The sequence below is a fragment of the Moorena sp. genome, from assembly GCF_982860115.1.
On record NZ_CEYLVT010000034.1, the window covers coordinates 22,129 to 42,084 of the forward strand.

Genomic DNA, 19,956 nt, shown 5'->3' on the forward strand with positions numbered 1-19,956 from the left:
AAATGCTATATAGGGATCCGTGTAGGAATGAATTGTGATAATTTTTGATGCCATATTCCCTACTCCCTACTCCCTACTCCCTACTCCCTAATTTCTAACTTCCTTACCGACTTTTTTACTTTTGGGTAATAATCTCAAACTATGAAGCCGTTTAGTTGGAAAGCGTCAACTATACCTAGCATTCAGGAGAGATTATCTAAATGAAAACTCGCATTAAGTTGCTAACAGGTATTCTGGGATTAGGTGCTCTGATCAGTTTCCCGGCAATAGCGCAAGAAAAAACAGAAAACTCAGTTAAAGATGCTCTCAATGGTGCAACTGAGTCTATTACTGAGTCTATAGTAGAAAGCGCCCCCGATTCCTTGAGTAAACCCCTTCAAGAGGGTGAAAAGGTAGAAATGCCAGCTACTACTGAGGCTGAATCTACAACCAGTAACCTAGTAGAGCAAGCTGCGAGCAATGATCAATTCCAAACCCTTGTCAAAGCAATTGAGGCAGCAGGCTTAACGGAAACCTTAGCAGGTGAAGGACCCTACACGGTTTTTGCTCCCACCAATGATGCTTTTGCTGCACTGCCAGCAAATACTTTAGACAGTCTACTACTACCAGAAAACAAAGAGGTACTGGTAAAGCTGCTAAAGTATCATGTTGTAAGTGGTGCAGTTCCTAGCAGTGAAATCCAGTCGGGAGAAATTACCACTATGGCTGGAAAATCAGTGACAGTACAAGTGGGTGAAGACGGTAATGTTAGTGTCAACAATGCCCAGGTAACTCAAGCAGATATTAAAGCTAATAACGGCATTATTCATGTTGTTGACCATGTAATTCTACCGTCAAGATCTCATGCTCAATCGGAACCAGCACCAACAGGAGTCATGCAAAATTCAGATGGCGAATTAAATTCGCCAACGGAAAGCGCACCTGCTGAATAAATTTGGTGTTTTTGGTAATTATATCCCGTTCGTTTGACTACTTATTAGTCAGGTTTATTCGAGACTTTAATAGTGTCAAGTTTTAGTTAATACTTCTTAACGCTTAAAACGTCGGAATTTACCTAAACAATAAGTAATTAACCGAACTCGATTGGAGTAAATAAAAGTAGAGAACAAGGAGAAACTAAAGATGAATAAGTTGATGCCAATTTTACTAGGTGGAGTGATTCTGTTTGGTGCTGCTGCTTGCGATGATGCTAAGACAAGTGATGAAGCCTCCTACTCTATAGATCAAAAAGATGAAGAACTAGTTACCTTACGGCCTGAAGGAAACCAAGGCGATGCTATGCTCCAAGGAACCCAACAGGAAATCGAGGCAAACCTTGGAACTACTCAAGAGCAAAATCAAGCCTTGGGTAACTTAGAAAACTTTGATGAAGATCAGCAACTAGCCAGTTTAGTACTTAATAATTTGGCAACCAATCTCCCCAATAGCCAGTTAGAAGTTGAAGCGGCAGAGGGAATTGTGACTATCTCAGGAAAAGTCTCGTCTGATGATCAATTGAGTCAGATTGCACCTTTGGCAATCCAGGTTGAAGGTGTTCAGAGCGTGGATGTTCAAGCTACTGTCAAAGAGCCAAACAGCTGATCGCTGATCTGGTCAAGTACCACTCTGTTGTTGCCAATGTTACCTAATTGATGTAATTATCTAATCCATAGAGAGGAGTTAGTCGCCTATTGCTTTTGCCATAGTGGTAGGCGACTTTTGTTGTTGAGTGTTCCTCGGCTTTAATTCATGCTGTATCAATCCGATTTGAGTTGTGAAACAGTGTAAAAGCGGAAAGATGGGGAAGATGGTTAAAAGGAGAAAGAGGGGCAGGAGGGTGAAAATGCTTCGGTGCCCTTGACCGTGATGGCGAACGCGCCCCGCGTGACCTACGGTCAAGGGATTGCTCGCCATCACGGGTCGCTCTTGAAGAATAGTAGTTATTGTCAATAAATTAATTGCCATGGCTATAAATAGCAATTGATTGTGATTGGAGCAAGGGTAAGAATACCGATAAAAAGATTAAGATTGGCTTGGATTATCAGTGCATCCGTTTTTATAGCAATCTTGTATGATTCCTCAACAGTGACAGTTTGCAACTCAAACTGACGAACTAAGGGAGCATTGTTTACCTAGGAATTAGGATTGCTATATCCTTGTGGTGCTCAAGGGGGATAGGATTGTTGAAAAAGTCCCCAAATTCTTGGATCAGGTGCAACTTAGTATGATCATCAAGTCAATTCCTGTTGAAACCATAACCGCCCAGCAAATCATTGATACTTGTCTTCGCATGAACAGTCTTGGTATCAATCAAGGTACCAGTGGTAATGTGAGTGTCAGGGTTAGAGACAGTATCGGTGAGGCAATAGCAATTACTCCCAGTGGACTAGACTACGAAGAGCTCACTCCTGATAAACTATGCAAAATTTACTTCGGCAAAGACAAAGAAGCTGTTTTTGCTGAGAATAATCGTTATTTACCCAGCAGTGAATGGCGATTTCACTATGACATACTGTTGAATCGAACTGATGTCAATGCTATTGTCCATACTCATAGCATCCATGCTACAGCATTGGCTTGTATGGGTATAGCTATACCCAGCTTTCATTATATGGTGGCTAGGACAGGTGGGAGCAGTATAAAAGTAGCTGATTATGCTACCTTTGGCACTCAAGAACTTAGCAACAACGCCCTAAAAGCACTGGAAAATTCCCTTGCCTGTTTGTTAAAAAATCATGGTATGATTGCCTGTGGCAAAGATTTAAGCCACGCTCTGAAAGTCGCCCAAGAGCTAGAAACCTTGGCTCAAATGTATATCAAAATCCTCAGCGTTAACAAGATTTATGGAGAACCTCAATTATTGAGTGATGAAGAAATGCAGATAGTTATAGACAAGTTTAAAACCTATGGAGTTCAGCCAAATATTGATAATGGGTGATTAGATAGTAATATCTTATAGAATTTATCAAATAATCAAATAGTTTAGGTACACAAGTTTTTGATTTTCCGGAATAGGGAATAGGGAACAGGGAATAGGGAATAGGGAATAGGGAACAGGGAATAGGGAATAGGGAATAGGGAACAGGTAAAAAATAAGTGTATACAACCTCATTAATATCAGAACCCCTATAGATATTACCATAGGGATAATTAGGGGTACTATAGTTAAAGTGTTAACAAAATTAAGCAAAAAATTAAAATTAGTTAACACTAGGCAATAAAATATTAATAAAATATATATTTTTAGTTAAATTTTCAGTTTACAATCCACCATTGGAATTAAGGATGTGATAAAAAATAAACTTAACGACAGAAGACAATTATGGTCACTGCCCCTACACCAAAGACAACACCACAGCCAACGGTCAAAATCGGCCAAACTAAGCTGCTGATTAATAACGAATGGGTAGAGAGCGTCTCTGGGAAACGATTCGAGACGATTAACCCTGCTACAGGAGAGGTGATCTGTGATGTGGCTGAGGCTGATGCCCCAGACGTTGATAAAGCAGTAGTGGCGGCTAGGACAGCCTTTACCAGTGGAGACTGGCCGAAAATGTCTGCCACCCAGCGGGGGGAGTTACTCTACAAGCTAGCTGATTTAATCGAAGCAAACAAGGAAGAAATAGCACGGCTGGAAACCCTAGACAATGGGAAGCCCTATAGTGATTCCTTTAATACAGATTTGTCCCTAGTCATTGGCTGCTATCGGTACTATGCTGGCTGGGCAGATAAGATTCAAGGCAAAACAATTCCGATCAACGGACCCTACTTCTGCTACACGCGCCATGAACCTGTGGGAGTGGTTGGTCAGATTATTCCTTGGAACTTTCCACTGTTGATGCAAGCTTGGAAGTTAGGCCCAGCATTGGCAGCTGGTAACACCGTGGTGATGAAAACGGCGGAACAGACTCCTTTATCAGCGTTGCGGATCGGTGAACTGATTCTCGAAGCAGGTTTCCCTCCTGGTGTGGTGAATCTTCTCTCAGGCTATGGACCAACCGCTGGGGCTGCGATTTCACATCATATGGATATTGATAAAGTTGCCTTTACCGGCTCCACTGAGGTAGGGCATCTAATTATGGAAGCTGCTGCTAAGAGTAACCTCAAGCGGGTCACTCTAGAACTTGGTGGTAAGAGTCCTAACATTGTCTTTGCTGACGCTGACATGGATAAAACCATTGAGGGCGCTCACTTTGCCCTGTTCTTTAACCAAGGACAGTGCTGTTGTGCTGGTTCCCGGCTGTTTGTGGAAGAGAAGTGCTATGACGAGTTTGTAGACAAGTGCGTGAAACGGGCGCAAAATCGCACAGTTGGTGACCCCTTTGATGCCAACACAGAACAGGGTCCCCAAGTGGATCTCGAACAGTTCAATAAGGTGATGAGCTATATTGAGTCTGGTCAGCAGGAAGGAGCTCAGATGTTGTGTGGTGGTGGCCGAGTTGGCGATCGCGGTTACTTCATCGAACCGACAGTGTTTGTTGATGTCCAAGATCAGATGAAGATTGCCCAAGAAGAAATCTTTGGACCAGTGATGAGCATTATTAAGTTCAAAGATATTGATGAAGCGATTAAGCGGGCAAATGATACCATGTATGGCTTAGCAGCAGCCGTGTGGACACAGGATATTACTAAAGCTCATGCGATCGCAAACAATGTCCGTGCTGGTACTGTCTGGGTGAATTGCTACGATGTGTTTGATGCCGCTGCTCCCTTCGGTGGTTTCAAACAGTCTGGGATTGGTCGTGAACTTGGGGAGTATGGCTTGCAGCAATACACCGAGGTTAAGACAGTGACAGTTAAATTGTAGCATTGTAGCAATCTAAAAGCCTGGGTTTTACTATCAACTACCCGAAAAGAAGGTTAGTAAACAGCACAAGAAAATGTCGCAGAGTCTACCAAAAACTCTTATTATTTGTTAGACTTAAATTAGGGTAACACCGACAGGGATTATTATGTAACTTAAATTAAAGCCGAAAACCAAGGGTTTAATAGTTGCGCTCTCTATCCCGGTGTAACCAACTTTGTTGACATTTTTATGGCGCTCGCGGGATATTCCGTCAGAGCTTTGGGAGATACCCCCTGGATGTGAAAGCATCTTGCATTAGCGGGCCTTGGTCTATTTTGGTAGACTTTGGTAGCTAAAAAGTATCGGCTACAGCTAGTTAGTTGGTAATTTAAGACAAGATAATGGGTAATGGGGAATTGTCAGCCAATTTCCTATTGCCCATTACTTTATGCTCTGCTCAAGGTTCAAGTTAAAGTTCAGGTAAGCATTGAGCGTTCAGCGGTGAGCTAAAAGCTCACGCTACGCGAACAGCGGTCAGCGGTCAGCGCTCAGCGGTCAGCTAAAGGCTCACGCTGGGCGAACAGCTTTGTGGAACAGGGTTCTAGCCTGTGACTTAACTCAGATTAAACAAATGGTTACCTGTTGTCTTGATGCAGTCGCTCATGGCGCATGGGTCTGTGTGCGGAACCTGCGTCCGCACCTTGTAAGCCCCGTGGAAACCCCCGCATGAAGGCGCTGCATCGCTTATTCAAAAGTACCGATCTAGTAGCACCATCTGTAGCCCATTAGCTGTTCGCGTAGCGGTGCATAGCACATAAGCTGAAAGCTGATATAGCGCTACGCGCCAGGCATGCTAGCAATAGGCATGAAGCGCAATAGTGAAGAAAAAAGCTTACTAATCAAGGGATTGAGCTATTTTATTTTTCATTCATTTGTCTTAACCATAGTGCGTAGTGCTATAGCTGATAGCTTACGTTATTTTTTAAGATTTCTTGATCCGGATCAATTTAGAAAAAAAACAAGTGTTCAGTGTGAGTTTTCCAATTAACAGCAGTTTATTAAATTTTGTTAAGGACCCTTGGCTCACATCGACTAAGATAGAAGAGAATTGGATAAAAGGGCTAATTAGAGAGATTCAGAAGGTTTCATGAAATACGGAATTGATATTGGTCACAACTTGCCCGCTGATACAGGAGCTCAAGGTATCAGAGTAGAAGATAAAATGACTAGGGACGTCGGAACGAGAGTAATTTCCAAATTGAGAGACTTGGGACATCAGGTAGTTGAATGCAAGCCTAAAAGTGCGAGTACTTTGGGCAGCTCACTGCGGCAACGGTGCAATATTGCCAATGCTAATCGAGTTGATCAGTTTGTTTCAATTCATTTTAATGGGTTTAATGGTCAAGCTAATGGAACAGAAGTATTTGCGATTAGTGATACTGCCAAAAAAATTGCCCAGCCAGTTTTAGAAAAAATAGTCGAGTTGGGTTACTTCAATAGAAAGGTTAAAAATGGCTCTCATTTATATGTTCTGCGATATACCAATATGCCAGCAATTCTAATAGAAAGCTGCTTTTGTGATTCCCAGAAAGATATGGAACTCTACGATCCAGAAGCATTGGCTAATGCAATTGTTCAAGGATTAACAGGAGAAGAACCACCAACTACTAAATCTTCCTCTGACGATAATGTGCTGGAATTACAAAAATCTCTCAATCGCCTAAAAATCAAAAGTCCTGCTGGTCAGCCATTAGTAGAAGATGGATCTCTTGGTCAGGCGACTATCGCAGCAATAAAAACATTTCAAGCTATTGTAGGAATTAACCAAACTGGTATTGGTGACTCGACGACATGGCAGACTATTAATCAGATTCTTGAGCAACCCATACTTAGACCTAATCATGCTGCAGGTACCACGGTAAAATATCTCCAACGTCGGGTGGGAACTCAGGCAGATGGTATCTTTGGTTCAGGCACCGCAAGTGCTGTGATCAGATTTCAGAAACAAAAGGGTTTAACGGCTGATGGTATCGTCGGAGCACAAACGTGGAGTAAATTGATTGACTAGCAAGGCTTTGAGCGAAGTTTAGCCTTGAACAGGTGCGACCCGTGGCGAATTTAATTACGGGTCAAGCGCACCTCAAGCAGTTGCCTCACGTCTCACCCGAGCGATCGGGGAGGGTGAGATTAATGGCCGACAGTAATTAGAAGAGTTCAAGATAATAACGAATATTACTCGTTATTAGGATACTTTTCCGTTAACAGGATAAGATAGTCTAATGCTCCATATAATCGGGACAATTTATCAATGGTAAAATTTTCGATATTTTGAGTAAAAATATCCCTTTTTAATCGTCCAAACTGCCATAAATTACCATCAGTAACTATGCCGTAAACAGGACGTTGAATATCTTGAGGTGCGACCCGTGGCGAATTAAATTCGCCAACGGAAAGCGCACCTAAGAGTTTTTGGGAAGCTACCAATTCGGCAAGGCATTGTCCCCAACCTTGTTGAAAATCATTTTTCTTCGCTTCAATAATAATAACCAGTGGTTTTTCTAAAACCGTTTTTCCTAATTCTGATTTTGTCGAAAATATGTAGTCAGGAGTCCCTGACAGAACTTGGTCATAAAAGATGCTTTTTTGAATCCAGAAAGCATAGGTTTTATAGTATTTTTTATAGAGTTCTCGCAACAAGGGAGAAATGATGATTTCACTCCGGGAGGCTTCCGAGCTGAATACATCTATCGTTTCTTTATAAAACTCTAGGTCTTTCAAGAAAATTGCGGGTGGGTCAGTGTCTTGAGAAACTATAAACGTTCCTTCTTCGTATTTAATTTGGTAGTGTTTCTGTACATCAGCTATAGTTTTAAAATCACTAAATGCCATAGTTTATTATCAGTCTCCTGATCGGGTCTAATTATATCTTAGACATCACACTAAGCACCTAAACAAAATTAATTTCCTACTACCAATCTCTGTAACCCTTACATCGTAAGGTTTTGAGTTTTGGAAAATGTGTAATTAATTTTGTGCACCTGCTTATCTGGTTATGATATTGGAACAGATGTGCGGCGTAGCCTAAGAGACTGTTGATCAAGTAAATTATAAAGTACATCTTAAAACAGCGATTCGTCGCTTACTGTCATAGCACTTACCAAGGATAAAGAGCGTTCGCGTAGCGTAGCCCTTCGGGCTAATCGCTCTTAAGCAGAAAATACGAGTATAAATACTTAATCAACGACGAAAATCAAGACAGTTGCGGACGCAAGTGACCCACGCAGACCCAAAACCACTCTGTATTGCATCAAGACAGCATGCCCATAGGCCATAAGCTGATAACTGATAGCTGATAACTGATAGCTGATAACTGATAACTGATAGCTGATAACTGATAGCTGATAACTGATAGCTGATAACTGATAACTGATAGCTGATAACTGATAGCTGATAACTAATAACTGATAGCTGATAACTGATAGCTAAAAAATTAACTTATGAAAAAATCGATATTCAAAGAAAACCGAAAGTATACATTTAGTGACTATTTTGCGATGACCAATCCCACTGAGGAAATTGTTGGTGAGTTTGGTTACTCCTTTGCTATTGAAGTAATTGACCTCCCTAAGTCTAGCAACTATGACCTAGATATCATTCAACAGCTCAACCATACCTACTACACCATTATTCCCAAAATAAACATTACCTCGGAAATTGCCAAACGGGAATTTCTGATTGCCCCACTAATCCTGGAAATTGCCAAGCTGCTCCCAGTTAAAGTCAATGTTGAGTATCCCCTAGACATTAACGATCAGCTAGGGGGAGCCCTAGACTACTTATTAAAAAGTCACCAAAATCTGATTATTATAGAAGCAAAAAAGAAAGATATTGATGGTGGTTTCAACCAGTTAGCAGCAGAACTAATTGCTTTAGATAAGTATGAAGAGAGCGAATCTATTGAAATTCTTTATGGTGCTGTCACTCTGGGGGATATTTGGAAATTTGGAATCCTGGAGCGGAAACGGAAGCACATTGCCAAAACTATTCAAAGTCAGACTATTCCTAGGGATACAGAAGAGATATTCTCAATTCTGATTGGAATACTGAGCTTAAAACAAGAGCAGACTTCAATTAAGCTGTAATCTATAATCTATAATCTATGACCTGCAACCTATGGTCAATGGGGAGTAACCGATCATGATTATTGTCATTGACAACTACGACAGCTTTACCTACAACTTAGTACAGTACCTAGGAGAATTGGGTAGCCAATTACCTGTGGCATCAGAGATTCAGGTCTATCGCAATGATAAAATTGATATACAGAAAATCCGCGAGCTCAACCCAGATGGGGTAGTGATTTCTCCAGGCCCAGGACGTCCTGAAAATGCTGGGATATCAAGTGATATCTACAGCATTTTGGGGTCAAATCTACCCATTATAGGGGTTTGTTTGGGTCATCAAGCCTTGGGTCAGGTATTTGGCGGGAAAATTGTTTCGGCACCAGTATTGATGCATGGCAAAACCTCAGAGATTCATCACACTGGGGTTGGGGTTTTTCGGGGATTACCCAATCCTTTCACAGCGACTCGCTACCATAGCTTAGTTATTGACCGTAGCTGCTGTCCTGATGTCTTGGAAATCACGGCTTGGGTGGATGATGGCACAATTATGGGAGTTAGACATCGGAACTATACACACATAGAAGGCGTCCAATTTCATCCAGAGAGTATTTTGACCTGTTCTGGTAAGCAACTTCTAAAAAACTTCTTAGAATCGCTGCCAGCATCTGCTACTCTCTCTATATCTCCGTGAAAATAAACTTGTTTCCAAGAAACCATGAAACGGCGACAGTTGATGCGCTATGTGAGTGCTGGTGTACTCACAACTCTTTCAACCGGCTTAGCTTCTGGACTCAGTTCTTACCAAGCACAGCCATCACGCAATGTATTGACAGTAAAGTGGCTTGGTCATACCTGCTTTTTATTTACTGGGGGTGGTGTGCGAGTTTTAGTCAACCCATTCCAAACCATTGGGTGTACGGCTAAATACAAATCACCAAAAGTAGAGGCAGATTTAGTCCTAATCAGTAGCCTACTACTAGATGAAGGAGCAGCGGAAGGGATACCGGGGAGTCCCCGGCTCCTATTTGAACCGGGTATTTTTCAAGTAAATGGGCTAAAATTCGAGGGAATTAGTATTCCTCACGACCGAGTCGGTGGACGTCGGTTTGGTAATAACGTGGCTTGGAAATGGACTCAAAATGGTATCAATATCCTACACCTGGGAGGAGCAGCAGCCCCTCTAGATATTGAGCAGAAAATTTTGATCGGGCGTCCTGATTTAGCGTTGATTCCAGTGGGAGGGGGACCAAAAGCCTACAACCCTCAAGAAGCTAAACAGGCATTTGATGTGCTTAAGGCAAAGATCATGATTCCTACTCATTTCCGAACCAAGGGGGCTGATGCCGAACAGTGTGATATTTTACCAGTGGAGGAGTTCTTAACATTGATGAAGGACACACCCATACGCCGTGCCAAAAACGATACCATTAGGATTAGCTCAGGGGATTTATCCCAAGATGGGTCAGTGATTCAACTAATGAGTTACAACTACAACTTTTAAATGCGCTTGCCTAGCCCCTTACCCAGACTGCAACCGCCTTTCTGGATTGGTGGAGTGGTGACAGTAGGCATGATTTTCTGGATTGAAACCCTACGGCAGTTTGGGTTTGTTGTTCCAACTCCCTTTATACTTCTTTTCTTTGCTGTTGCCCTAACTGCCAGTATCGACGGATTACTTGCTGGAGTTACCAGTGCCACAGTATGGGCAATTTACCTAATCTATGCTTCTGCTGTTCACTTTGGCCCACCGAGTTTAACCGGGGGTTCAGTAGAGGTGAGTTTGGGGATTCTAGTGGTGGTCTTACTGGCTGTGCGGCTCGGCTGGATAAAAGACCAGAATCAGAAGCTGATCCAAAAGTTACGACAAGCCAGCCTTGAGCTAGAACGACGGATTGAACAACGCACTGCTGAACTCTTAACTGCTAATTCTAGACTAGCCAATGAGATTCGCGGACGCATTCTGGCTCAAGAAGCCCTCGGAAAAAACGAATTGGCATTACAGTTAAGCCAAAATCGACTCGAAAGTATTTTGAGTTCCCTAGAGGATGTGGTTTGGTCCGTGCGCCCCCAAACCTCCAGACTGCTTTACCTCAACTCCGCTGTTGATAATCTTTATGGTTATAGCATATCCGATTTTTTAGGTAACTCAAATCTTTGGCTAGAGGTAATCCACCCAGAAGACCGAGAACGAGTTCAGCAGAAGCGCAATTTTTTCAACAATAACTCATTGCCGTTGTCACCCCAATCACTCCTGGCACTTGACGGTATTGACTTAGAATATCGAATCGTGCGGTCTGATGGGCAGGTGCGCTGGATTCGTGATCACGTCCAAATTCATACCGATACCCATGGCTACCCGATACGCATTGATGGTATTGTCACAGACATTACCAAAGCCAAGCAAGTCGAGGAAGCTTTGGGAGAGAGTGAGCGAAAATTCCACGCCATCTTTGACCAGACCAGTCGATTTACATGGCTGCTGCAACCAGATGGTACCTTGCTCGAAGCCAACCAAACTGCCCTTGACTTTAGCGGATTAACTCTGTCAGAGATTGTGGGTAAACCCTTCTGGCAAATCCAATGGTGGCCACAGTCTACTCAAACCCAGAATCCTTTAAAAAATGCGATCGCTCAAGCAGCTAGGGGTGAGTTTGTCCGTTATCAAGGGTCGGTGCTAGGGTTACAGGGTCAAGTGATCACGATGGAGTTTTCCGTTAAACCGTTGCGGGATGAGAACGGAAATATAGTGTTGTTAATCCTAGAAGGTCGAGATATTAGCGATCGCATCAGAGCAGAAGCAGCAACTCTAGAGGCTCAAAACAAGGACATACTGCTTAAAGAGATTCACCACCGGGTCAAGAACAATTTACAAATTGTTTCAGGAATTCTTTACCTCCAATCCCGATATATAGATGATGAAAGTATCCTGGAGGTCCTCTGTGAAAGCCGCAATCGTCTCCAAGTCATGGCCTTAATCCATGAGAAATTGTATGGCTCTAAGAACCTGAGCCAGATTGACTTCCAAGATTATATTCAATCCCTGACTAAGGACTTATTAGAATCTTACGCCTGTAGTAATCATCCCCCTAGGATTAAAGTTAATTTTGTTAAAATATTTATAGACATTGACAGGGCTATTCCCTGTGGTTTAATTATTAATGAATTAGTATCGAATGCCCTCAAATACGCTTTTCCAGAAGGAGATAGCGGTGAAATTATTGTTGACTTTAAGTGCCATGAGGATAACTATTTTGAACTGATGGTCAGTGACAATGGTCTTGGCATCCGAGAAGGTATAGATTTAGCTAACCCCAAGACCCTCGGTCTACGGTTAGTCCATACCCTAGCTACTAAGCAACTCAAAGGTGAGGTTGAGTTAGATACAAGTCATGGTGTTATGTTTAAAATTAAATTTTCATAAAGTTTAAACTTGTTTAAACAAGCTTAAAGCATTAGGAAATTTTTGAAGACCCACCTCGAATTGTGATATAGAACTATCAGGTTGTGAGGCAGTTAGCTAACCGGCAGCAGACAACCAAAGAAAAAATTATTAACGTAAGGAGAGCACACTGGCTTGGCTTTTAGGTTAAGACAAGGGACAACCCAAAGTAACTTGAAAAGCAATTCCATAACTAAGAAATGTCACAAATAAACATCTTAGTGGTTGAAGATGAAGCGATCACAGCTGAAGTTATTGCTGAACAGCTCATACAGTTGGGATACACCGTAACCGATAGCGTTACCTCTGGCACGGGCGCTATCAGCAGCACTGCCAAGAACCAACCTGATTTAGTCCTGATGGATATTACCTTAGATCCAAATGATATAGATGGCATAACTGCTGCTCAGCGCATCCGAGAGCAATTCCAGATTCCAGTAGTCTATTTGACAGCCCACTCTGATGAGACTACCCTAGCCCGAGCTAAGAAGACAGCACCGTTCGGGTATCTGATCAAACCATTTAACGAACGGGAATTGCGGGTAGCGATTGAAACCGCCCTCTATCGGCACCAGCTGGAAAAAGAGTTACTCAAACAGCAGGATCTGCTAGGCACAATACTCAGCTCCACTAATGATGCCGTGATCGCTACCAATGAAACAGGGGCAATCACCTACATTAACCCAGCAGGGGCAACCCTCACTGGCTGGACAGTAGCAGAAGCTTCTGGGCAAAGCATTACAGATGTGATTCAAATTGTAGACGAACTCACTGATACCCCACTCCAGAACCCAGTCATGGAAGTGCTTCAGGAAGAAAGGGTCATTTTTAGGGATCAGGGTATAGGTTTGATTGCCAAAGACGGTAGCAAGATCCCGGTGGGAAATAGTGCTTCCCCCATTACAGAAGAAGATGGTAGCATCAAGGGTGTAGTTCTTGTGCTGTGGAATATCAGTAAACAGCAAAAACCCGAATTATTGGCAGTAGAAAGAGCAAAATTGCCAGCAAAAGCTGGCGCTAGCATACAAGCGGAAGCTCAAGCGGGTCAACTATTGTCTGCAGTAAAAGAACTAGGGGAACTGAAATCTGACCTAATCGCTAGGATTTCCCATGAGTTTCGCACTCCCCTATCGATTATTTTAACTGCTGCTGAACTCCTGCAAAAATACGGGTCTAAGTTGTCACCCCACAAACAAGAAAGAAACTTGTATCGGATTCAATCATCAGTGATGCGAATGACTCGAATTATGGAGGATGTTCTGACCTTAAGCAAGGCTGAATCCGGTGAACTCCAGCTCAACTGTGTGCCAGTAGATGTGGTTGAATTCTGCCGCAGTTTAGTGGAAGAGCACCAAATCATGGTGGGAAAGCGCTATACTATCGGTTTGATTCCTCAGGATTCCCCTGGCCTAGTTGAGCTGGATGAACAAATCCTACGGCAAATTTTGAGCAATTTGCTGACCTTAGCAACTCATTACTCCTTGAAGGGTAGTATGATTGCTTTGGAAATGTTTTGTGAAGATAACCAAATTGTGTTCCAGGTAAAAGACCAAGGCCGTGGGATTGTGCCCGAAAGTCAGGGACAATTATTTGAAGCGTTCTTCCGAGCTAGTAATATTGGTTCTATGTCTTCTTCAGGAATGGGGTTAAGCATGATCCGCAAGTTTGTGGATTTGCATCGTGGTCAAATTACCTTAACTAGTCAAGTCGGAGTTGGGACAACCTATACGGTAAAATTGCCATTAACCAGTTCTATCTAGGTGGGGTTGGGCTAAAAAAAATATAGCTAACAACTAAAATAACTAAGGATGATTCCACAAACCGAATATAAAGAACGTCGTGAACAGTTGATGAGTAAGATTGGCAACGGAACCGCAATCTTTCGGAGCGCCCCGGTTGCCATTATGCATAATACTGTGGAATACAATTTTCGACAGGATAGCGATTTTTTTTACTTGACAGGTTTCAATGAACCAGAGGCCGTAGTTGTACTAGCGCCCCATCACGAAGAACACCGATTTGTTCTGTTTGTGCAACCGAAAGAACCAGAGAAAGAAGTCTGGACAGGCTATCGGACAGGTGTGGAAGCAGCAAAAGAAAGATTTGGTGCGGATGAGACCTATCCGATTACTGAGTTGAATGAGAAGCTACCTCAGTATTTAAAAAAGGCCGATCGAATTTATTACCACTTGGGACGGGATAAACCCTTCAATAATACCATCCTGAAACACTGGCAAAGGTTGATGGCACTTTATCCCAAAAACGGCACCGGACCGATGGCTCTCGAATCCACTAACTTAATTCTATATGGGATGCGCCGGGTTAAGAGTACTACGGAATTGACGTTAATGGGTCAAGCTGTGGAAATCTCTGTGGATGCCCATAACCATGCTAGAGCATTTACTCAACCTGGACGTTATGAATATGAAATCCAGGCAGAGCTAGAACATAATTTTCGGCGACGAGGTGCCATCGGACCGGCTTACCCGAGTATAGTAGCATCTGGTGCCAATAGCTGCGTCCTACACTATACCGAGAACGATCGACAGATGCAAGACGGGGATTTACTACTGATTGATGCTGGTTGTTCTTATGGGTATTATAACGCTGATATTACTCGGACATTTCCAGTGGGTGGTAAGTTTACCCCAGAGCAGAAAATTCTGTATGAGTTGGTATTGAAGGCACAGTTGAATGCGATCGCACAAGTTAAACCAGGGAATCCCTTTAATCAATTTCATGACACTGCTGTGAAAATCCTAGTGGAAGGGTTAATCGATTTGGGGCTCCTGGCTGGTGATAGTGAGGAAATTATTAAAGAGGAGAAATATAAACATCTATATATGCACCGCACCGGTCACTGGCTCGGGCTGGATGTCCATGACAGTGGAGGCTACAAACAGGGGGAAAACTGGCAGATTTTTCAGCCCGGTAATGTAGTAACAGTGGAACCAGGACTTTATATTGGTCCTGATATTGAGCCTGTGGAAGGTCAGCCAGCTATTGATCAGCGCTGGCGCGGGATTGGGATTCGGATTGAGGATGATGTGTTAGTGACTGAGTCAGGGAATGAAGTCTTGACTGCTGGTGTGCCGAAATCCGTAGAGGAGCTAGAGACTTAAGCTATTGTGCATCTACACCAAGATATCAGCCCGTGGGTGGTGCGTTGTAGAATTAAGAATGGTGAATTAAGAATGGTAAATTAAGAATGGTAAATTAAGAATGGTAAATTAAGAATGGTGAATTAAGAATGGTGAATTAAGAATTAAGAATTAAGAATGGTGAATTAAAAATTAAGAAGGTAGAATTAAGAATTCTAGGTTCTAAAGTTGAAATTATGTATGCTGACAGAAAACCTTCAACTTTAAATTGATAATTCCCAATTCTAAATTCTAAATTCCCAATTCTAAATTCTAAATTCTAAATTCTTAATTCAAAACGTCTTTGCGGTATGGGTTAGTGGATCAAACTCAAATCGCTGGTCGTAGTTTGTTTCCCCATAAATATTAAAGGTAATTGTTGGTTCATCTCCCATTGCTTCTACACTATGGATTGCATCAGAGGTAAAACTAATAATATCTCCAGGGAATAGGATTTTTTCCCCAACTTGTTCGATGCGATCGCAAAAATCTGGGTCATCAGTACGCCGCCAAAACGTGTTTTTTTCCTGGCCACTGATCACCGCTACTACTCCCCATGTACCATGGTTGTGAATGGGAGACACTCTTCCCGGTAGCCAGACTACATTTTGGACGGTTAAGGGATAATTGATTTCATCATAAAGCATTTGCACCGACCAGCCTGGGTCAGGGTTAGGTTCAAGATATTCACCCTGTAGCCAATAGGAACTAGTGAGTAAGCGACGTACCAAAGGACGAATGACTTGGAGCAGTTGGCCCTCATCGTTAATCTGATCAAGAGTATCCTCTAGGTCAGTCAGAAACCGATAGAGTCGATAGGGTTTTGTTGACCATTCCCAGTCACTAGGTATCTCACAAGATTCACAGTCCCCTTGATTCGTCACCAACCAATCACTACTTTCCATACAGTTTACCTAAGCAAGGTTTTCCATATATGTTTTATAAGCTATCAGGTTTTAGGTTTTAGGTTTTAGGTTTTAGGTTTTAGGTTTCAGAATACAGCGTTTTTCATAACTATAAGGTACACATAATTTTTTCGCTGTTACCTCTTCCCCTCCTAGGAGGCAGGGCTGTTTCAAAGTCTGAGTGAAATTTGACTGGTGGGAAAGTAGCTAAAGTGCTACTGGTCATTTCTCAGCTCTTCCTCAGTTATCTCTCAGTTGTAATTCAGTTTAAACCAATACAGTCTAAGCCATTTCAATTAGCACTCATGTACAATGCAGTTGACACTCCCCGGTCATTAGACGCGAGGATTCTTTAATCAACGACTCGACTTGCTGAACCTGGCCGGAACCAAGAACAGTAGAGGCCAAATCTCCTAAAGCGTTTAGGTCTGTGACCCAAGTTCCGGTGTGCCCCACCGTACTCAAAGCTCTTTTAAGGATGTTGATTGCGGCGTTGTGTTCGCGAAGCGGTTCCGAAGGAACATCCCTATCTAGCTGACATCCACACTTACAGATGTGAGTCCTAGTCGATAGAGACTTTTTAACTATTTCGCCGCATCCGGAACAGTTTTGGCTAGTATAGGCGGGATTAACTGCGACAGTTACTTTTCCAAATTTAGTTCCAAAATGTTCCATCCATTTCCTGAATTGATACCAACCTGCGTCATTAATAGATTTTGCAAGACAATGATTTTTTACTAGATTTTTAACTCTCAAGTCTTGCCTTACGGCACGCTGCGCGAACGTAGGCCACCAGGTCGTTAGACCGGATTACGCAACGAGCCAGTCTCTTAGCATGTTCTTCACGCTGCCTACTTATCTTAAGGTGTGTCCTACCTAGCCTATTAATAGCTTTCTTCCGGTTAGCAGAGCCTTTCTTTTTTCGAGAAACCCGGCGTTGATGGAATTTAAGACGTTTTTCTACTGTCCTGTAAAAACGAGGATTGGGTTCAGTCTTTCCAGTGGAATCAGTATAGAAGTCTTTTAGCCCGACATCTAACCCAATGGCTGTACCAGTCGGATCTAATTCTTCTTTAATTTCAGCTGAAACACAAAACTGGACATAGTAGCCATCAGCCCGGCGGACTATCCGAACTCGCTTTATTTGCTTCTTATCAAAACCCCACAATTCCCAAGTTCCCTTCAACTTGAGCTTTCCAATCTCCTTTTTATCACTAAACGTAATTGACTTCTTGTCAGGGGACAACTGCCACCCAGACTGTTTGTACTCCACTGAGCGACAGTTTTTTTTGAACTTAGGAAAACCTTTCTTTCCGGGTACTTTTTTCTTGCAGTTGTCAAAGAAACGAACGATTGATGACCATGCTCTCTCAGCACTAGATTGCCGAGCAGTAGAGTTCAATTCATTGGCAAAAGGAAAGTTTTTGGCAAGGACGGCGCTGTATTTGTTGAGGTCGAATTTATTAGCACCTTTGTTGTCCATCCAGTACCTGAGACAGCTGTTGCGTATGAACTTAACTGTCCGGATCGCCTCATCAATAGCGGAGTATTGATGCCTTTTCCCCTTTGCTTTGAATTCTAAAACAATCACCAGTTTCTTGAAGTTACCGTAAGAATAGTGGAGCCTTAATCAAACAGTTTTAAACCTTTTTGCATAGCCGACCAACCATAAAGGCGACCCTATTCTAAGGTTTCGTCTGGGACCTCAACTGTCCTTTACTTTATTTTACAACACCCAGACTAAACTTTCGGATTATTTAGGAATATTTTTCTCACGGCGCGTCAAGCCGCTATTCGCTTTCAACCCCGTGTCTTTAGACCGGGGATGAAAGCGTTTATAATTTTATAAAAATTAACCTTCATTAAAGCAAAGGAGGGAAGTGCAATGAAAATTAAGTATATTGCTACTATCGCTGCTGCCTCAATTGTCACTCTAGGACTAGTAACATCCTGTGGTGGTGGTTCCACAACCAATACTGCTCCTGGTGAGAGTACTACAGAGCAAGGCAATCCTTGTGCTGGTAAAAAGAATCCTTGTGCTGGCAAAAAGAATCCTTGTGCCGGTAAATCCAATCCTTGTGCAAGTAAAAAGAATCCTTGTGCCGGTAAATAAGGTTCGTTGACCATGTCCACCGATGATCACCGGTACCTAAGATGCTGTGATCATCGGTGGATTTGCCCCTATTGCTGTTGGTGTGATGGCAGCTTAGCATTTCCCTAGGCATACTACCTGGGCATACTAGGCGATTACTCAATTGCTGCCTCGCGCTATGTCTGTGCCAGCCGCTCTTCCCTTGACCTGTAGGATTTCTAAGCCATCTGATCATAATACGTTGGAACAAAAGTTTGACAGGTTGTCATGTATATGACAGCTTGTCATATAATTGAACCGTTGACAGTCATGGTTCAATTTTTTTATGAAAAACATAGCATTGAAAAAGCTACTATCACTGCTAGTGGTAACGGTCTGTATCTTAACCTTTACCTATGGTTGCGCTGGCGACACTACAGCGACTGTTCCTCCAGAAACCACACCTGCCCCAGCTGCTCAAGTTGCCCAAGAGGTAGAATCCCCAGCGGAAACCACTGAGGTGGCAGAAGAAGAACCCGCCCCAGCCGAAGCTACTGAGGTGGCAGAAGAAGAACCCGCCCCAGCCGAAGCTACTGAGGTGGCTGCAGCACCTGAGACTGCTGCCGCAGCTGGTGCAGAAACTTACACTGTAAAAATGGGTACAAACAATGGGCAACTAAAATTTGAACCAAGTACTCTTACCATCAAAGCTGGTGAGACTGTCAAGTGGGTGATGAACAACATTGGTCCTCATAATGTTATTTTTGATGACTCCCCATCACTGACTCACAAAAACATGTTGATGGCTAAGGGTTCTTCCTATGAATCTACCTTTGATGAGCCTGGTACATACTCCTACTACTGTGCCCCTCACCGTGGTGCTGGCATGGGAGGCACAATCATTGTTGAAGCTGCATCATAGTAGCACTAGCACTAGGGCTGTTGATCAAGACTTTATTTTGAATGTGAAAACCACACAGCTTTCACAGGATTAACCATTCTAAGACTTACGCGATCGCAAATCGTGGTAGTTTAGTGAATCGAAATCAGGACTTACCCAAGCACTATAACCCTAGGGTATAACCCGTTAAGGGCGCAGGGTTTGCGCCCTTAACGGGTTTCAAATCAGGAAGAAATAAAGAAGTTTGACAGCTTGTCTTTTGACGGAAAGAAAAACATGATCTGACAATCCTTTATGGACTAGCCCACTTGTTTTTTTAATCTCATGAGACAAATTGCATTGAAAAAGCTATTATCACTCCTAGTCGTAACGGTCTGTGTCTTGACCTTTACCTATGGTTGCGCTGGCGACACTACAGCTACTGTTCCTCCAGAAACCACACCTGCCCCAACTGCTGCAGTTACTGAAACCGTGGAATCCCCAGCGGAAACCACCGAAGTAGCAGAGGAAGAAACTGCTCCTGCTGAACCAGAAGCAGTAGCAGAGGAAGAAACTACTCCTGCTGAACCAGAAGCAGTAGCAGAGGAAGAAACTACTCCTGCTGAACCAGA

At 42.8% G+C, this 19,956-nt stretch carries 15 protein-coding genes and 2 pseudogenes; 14 read left to right on the forward strand and 3 right to left on the reverse strand.

Annotated elements, in window-relative coordinates; genetic code table 11:
* The first annotated feature begins 200 nt into the window (after positions 1 to 200).
* The 5 genes from AC4II3_RS08510 (at position 201) to AC4II3_RS08530 (ending at position 6,833) form a co-directional block, all read left to right on the forward strand.
* A complete protein-coding gene (locus tag AC4II3_RS08510) occupies positions 201 to 932 on the forward strand; it encodes a fasciclin domain-containing protein (protein WP_488016767.1) in 732 nt (243 codons plus the stop codon).
* 190 nt (positions 933 to 1,122) lie between these two features.
* The gene (locus tag AC4II3_RS08515; protein WP_488029268.1) at positions 1,123 to 1,581 is read left to right on the forward strand and encodes a BON domain-containing protein; all 459 of its coding nucleotides are present in this window, start codon (positions 1,123 to 1,125) and stop codon (positions 1,579 to 1,581) included.
* 622 nt (positions 1,582 to 2,203) lie between these two features.
* Positions 2,204 to 2,917, forward strand: a complete 714-nt coding sequence (locus AC4II3_RS08520) for a class II aldolase/adducin family protein (protein WP_488016992.1) — start codon at positions 2,204 to 2,206, stop codon at positions 2,915 to 2,917.
* A 384-nt stretch (positions 2,918 to 3,301) separates the two neighbouring features.
* Complete coding sequence (locus AC4II3_RS08525; RefSeq protein WP_488016996.1) at positions 3,302 to 4,786, forward strand: aldehyde dehydrogenase family protein; 1,485 nt, start codon at positions 3,302 to 3,304, stop codon at positions 4,784 to 4,786.
* A 1,126-nt stretch (positions 4,787 to 5,912) separates the two neighbouring features.
* Entirely contained in the window at positions 5,913 to 6,833 is a 921-nt protein-coding gene (locus AC4II3_RS08530; protein ID WP_488017316.1) for an N-acetylmuramoyl-L-alanine amidase, read from the forward strand.
* A gap of 164 nt (positions 6,834 to 6,997) precedes the next feature.
* Here the strand turns inward: AC4II3_RS08530 and AC4II3_RS08535 are convergent, their stop codons facing one another.
* Complete coding sequence (locus AC4II3_RS08535; RefSeq protein WP_488017318.1) at positions 6,998 to 7,654, reverse strand: hypothetical protein; 657 nt, start codon at positions 7,652 to 7,654, stop codon at positions 6,998 to 7,000.
* A gap of 608 nt (positions 7,655 to 8,262) precedes the next feature.
* Here AC4II3_RS08535 and AC4II3_RS08540 point away from each other — a divergent pair.
* The 6 genes from AC4II3_RS08540 to AC4II3_RS08565 all read left to right on the forward strand — a co-directional run bounded on the left by AC4II3_RS08540 (position 8,263) and on the right by AC4II3_RS08565 (position 15,450).
* Positions 8,263 to 8,907 carry a hypothetical protein gene (locus tag AC4II3_RS08540; RefSeq protein ID WP_488011939.1) on the forward strand — a complete coding sequence of 215 codons (645 nt, stop codon included), beginning with the start codon at positions 8,263 to 8,265 and terminating at the stop codon, positions 8,905 to 8,907.
* 55 nt (positions 8,908 to 8,962) lie between these two features.
* Positions 8,963 to 9,580, forward strand: coding sequence for an anthranilate synthase component II (locus AC4II3_RS08545; RefSeq protein WP_488011941.1), 618 nt, complete (start codon positions 8,963 to 8,965; stop codon positions 9,578 to 9,580).
* 24 nt (positions 9,581 to 9,604) lie between these two features.
* Positions 9,605 to 10,390 carry an MBL fold metallo-hydrolase gene (locus AC4II3_RS08550; protein ID WP_488011943.1) on the forward strand — a complete coding sequence of 262 codons (786 nt, stop codon included), beginning with the start codon at positions 9,605 to 9,607 and terminating at the stop codon, positions 10,388 to 10,390.
* Complete coding sequence (locus AC4II3_RS08555) at positions 10,391 to 12,310, forward strand: sensor histidine kinase (protein WP_488011945.1); 1,920 nt, start codon at positions 10,391 to 10,393, stop codon at positions 12,308 to 12,310.
* Positions 12,311 to 12,528: 218 nt separating this feature from the next.
* Positions 12,529 to 14,088 (forward strand): hybrid sensor histidine kinase/response regulator, encoded by a 1,560-nt coding sequence (locus AC4II3_RS08560; RefSeq protein ID WP_488011947.1) that lies wholly within the window; start codon positions 12,529 to 12,531, stop codon positions 14,086 to 14,088.
* Between the two features lie 48 nt (positions 14,089 to 14,136).
* A complete protein-coding gene (locus AC4II3_RS08565) occupies positions 14,137 to 15,450 on the forward strand; it encodes an aminopeptidase P N-terminal domain-containing protein (protein ID WP_488011948.1) in 1,314 nt (437 codons plus the stop codon).
* A gap of 311 nt (positions 15,451 to 15,761) precedes the next feature.
* On the opposite strand, the gene AC4II3_RS08570 is transcribed toward AC4II3_RS08565, so the two are convergent.
* Together AC4II3_RS08570 and AC4II3_RS08575 are read right to left on the reverse strand one after the other, a co-directional pair.
* Positions 15,762 to 16,373, reverse strand: coding sequence for a cysteine dioxygenase family protein (locus AC4II3_RS08570; RefSeq protein WP_488011950.1), 612 nt, complete (start codon positions 16,371 to 16,373; stop codon positions 15,762 to 15,764).
* A 303-nt stretch (positions 16,374 to 16,676) separates the two neighbouring features.
* Positions 16,677 to 17,964 (reverse strand): annotated as a pseudogene (locus AC4II3_RS08575) (RNA-guided endonuclease InsQ/TnpB family protein).
* A 294-nt stretch (positions 17,965 to 18,258) separates the two neighbouring features.
* Between AC4II3_RS08575 and AC4II3_RS08580 the strand changes: the two are divergent.
* The 3 genes and pseudogenes from AC4II3_RS08580 to AC4II3_RS08590 form a co-directional block, all read left to right on the forward strand.
* Positions 18,259 to 18,486 carry a hypothetical protein gene (locus AC4II3_RS08580; protein WP_488011952.1) on the forward strand — a complete coding sequence of 76 codons (228 nt, stop codon included), beginning with the start codon at positions 18,259 to 18,261 and terminating at the stop codon, positions 18,484 to 18,486.
* Positions 18,487 to 19,042: 556 nt separating this feature from the next.
* Positions 19,043 to 19,366, forward strand: a complete 324-nt coding sequence (petE, locus tag AC4II3_RS08585) for a plastocyanin (protein ID WP_488011962.1) — start codon at positions 19,043 to 19,045, stop codon at positions 19,364 to 19,366.
* A gap of 303 nt (positions 19,367 to 19,669) precedes the next feature.
* Positions 19,670 to 19,956, forward strand: a pseudogene (locus tag AC4II3_RS08590) (hypothetical protein); the annotation flags it as partial.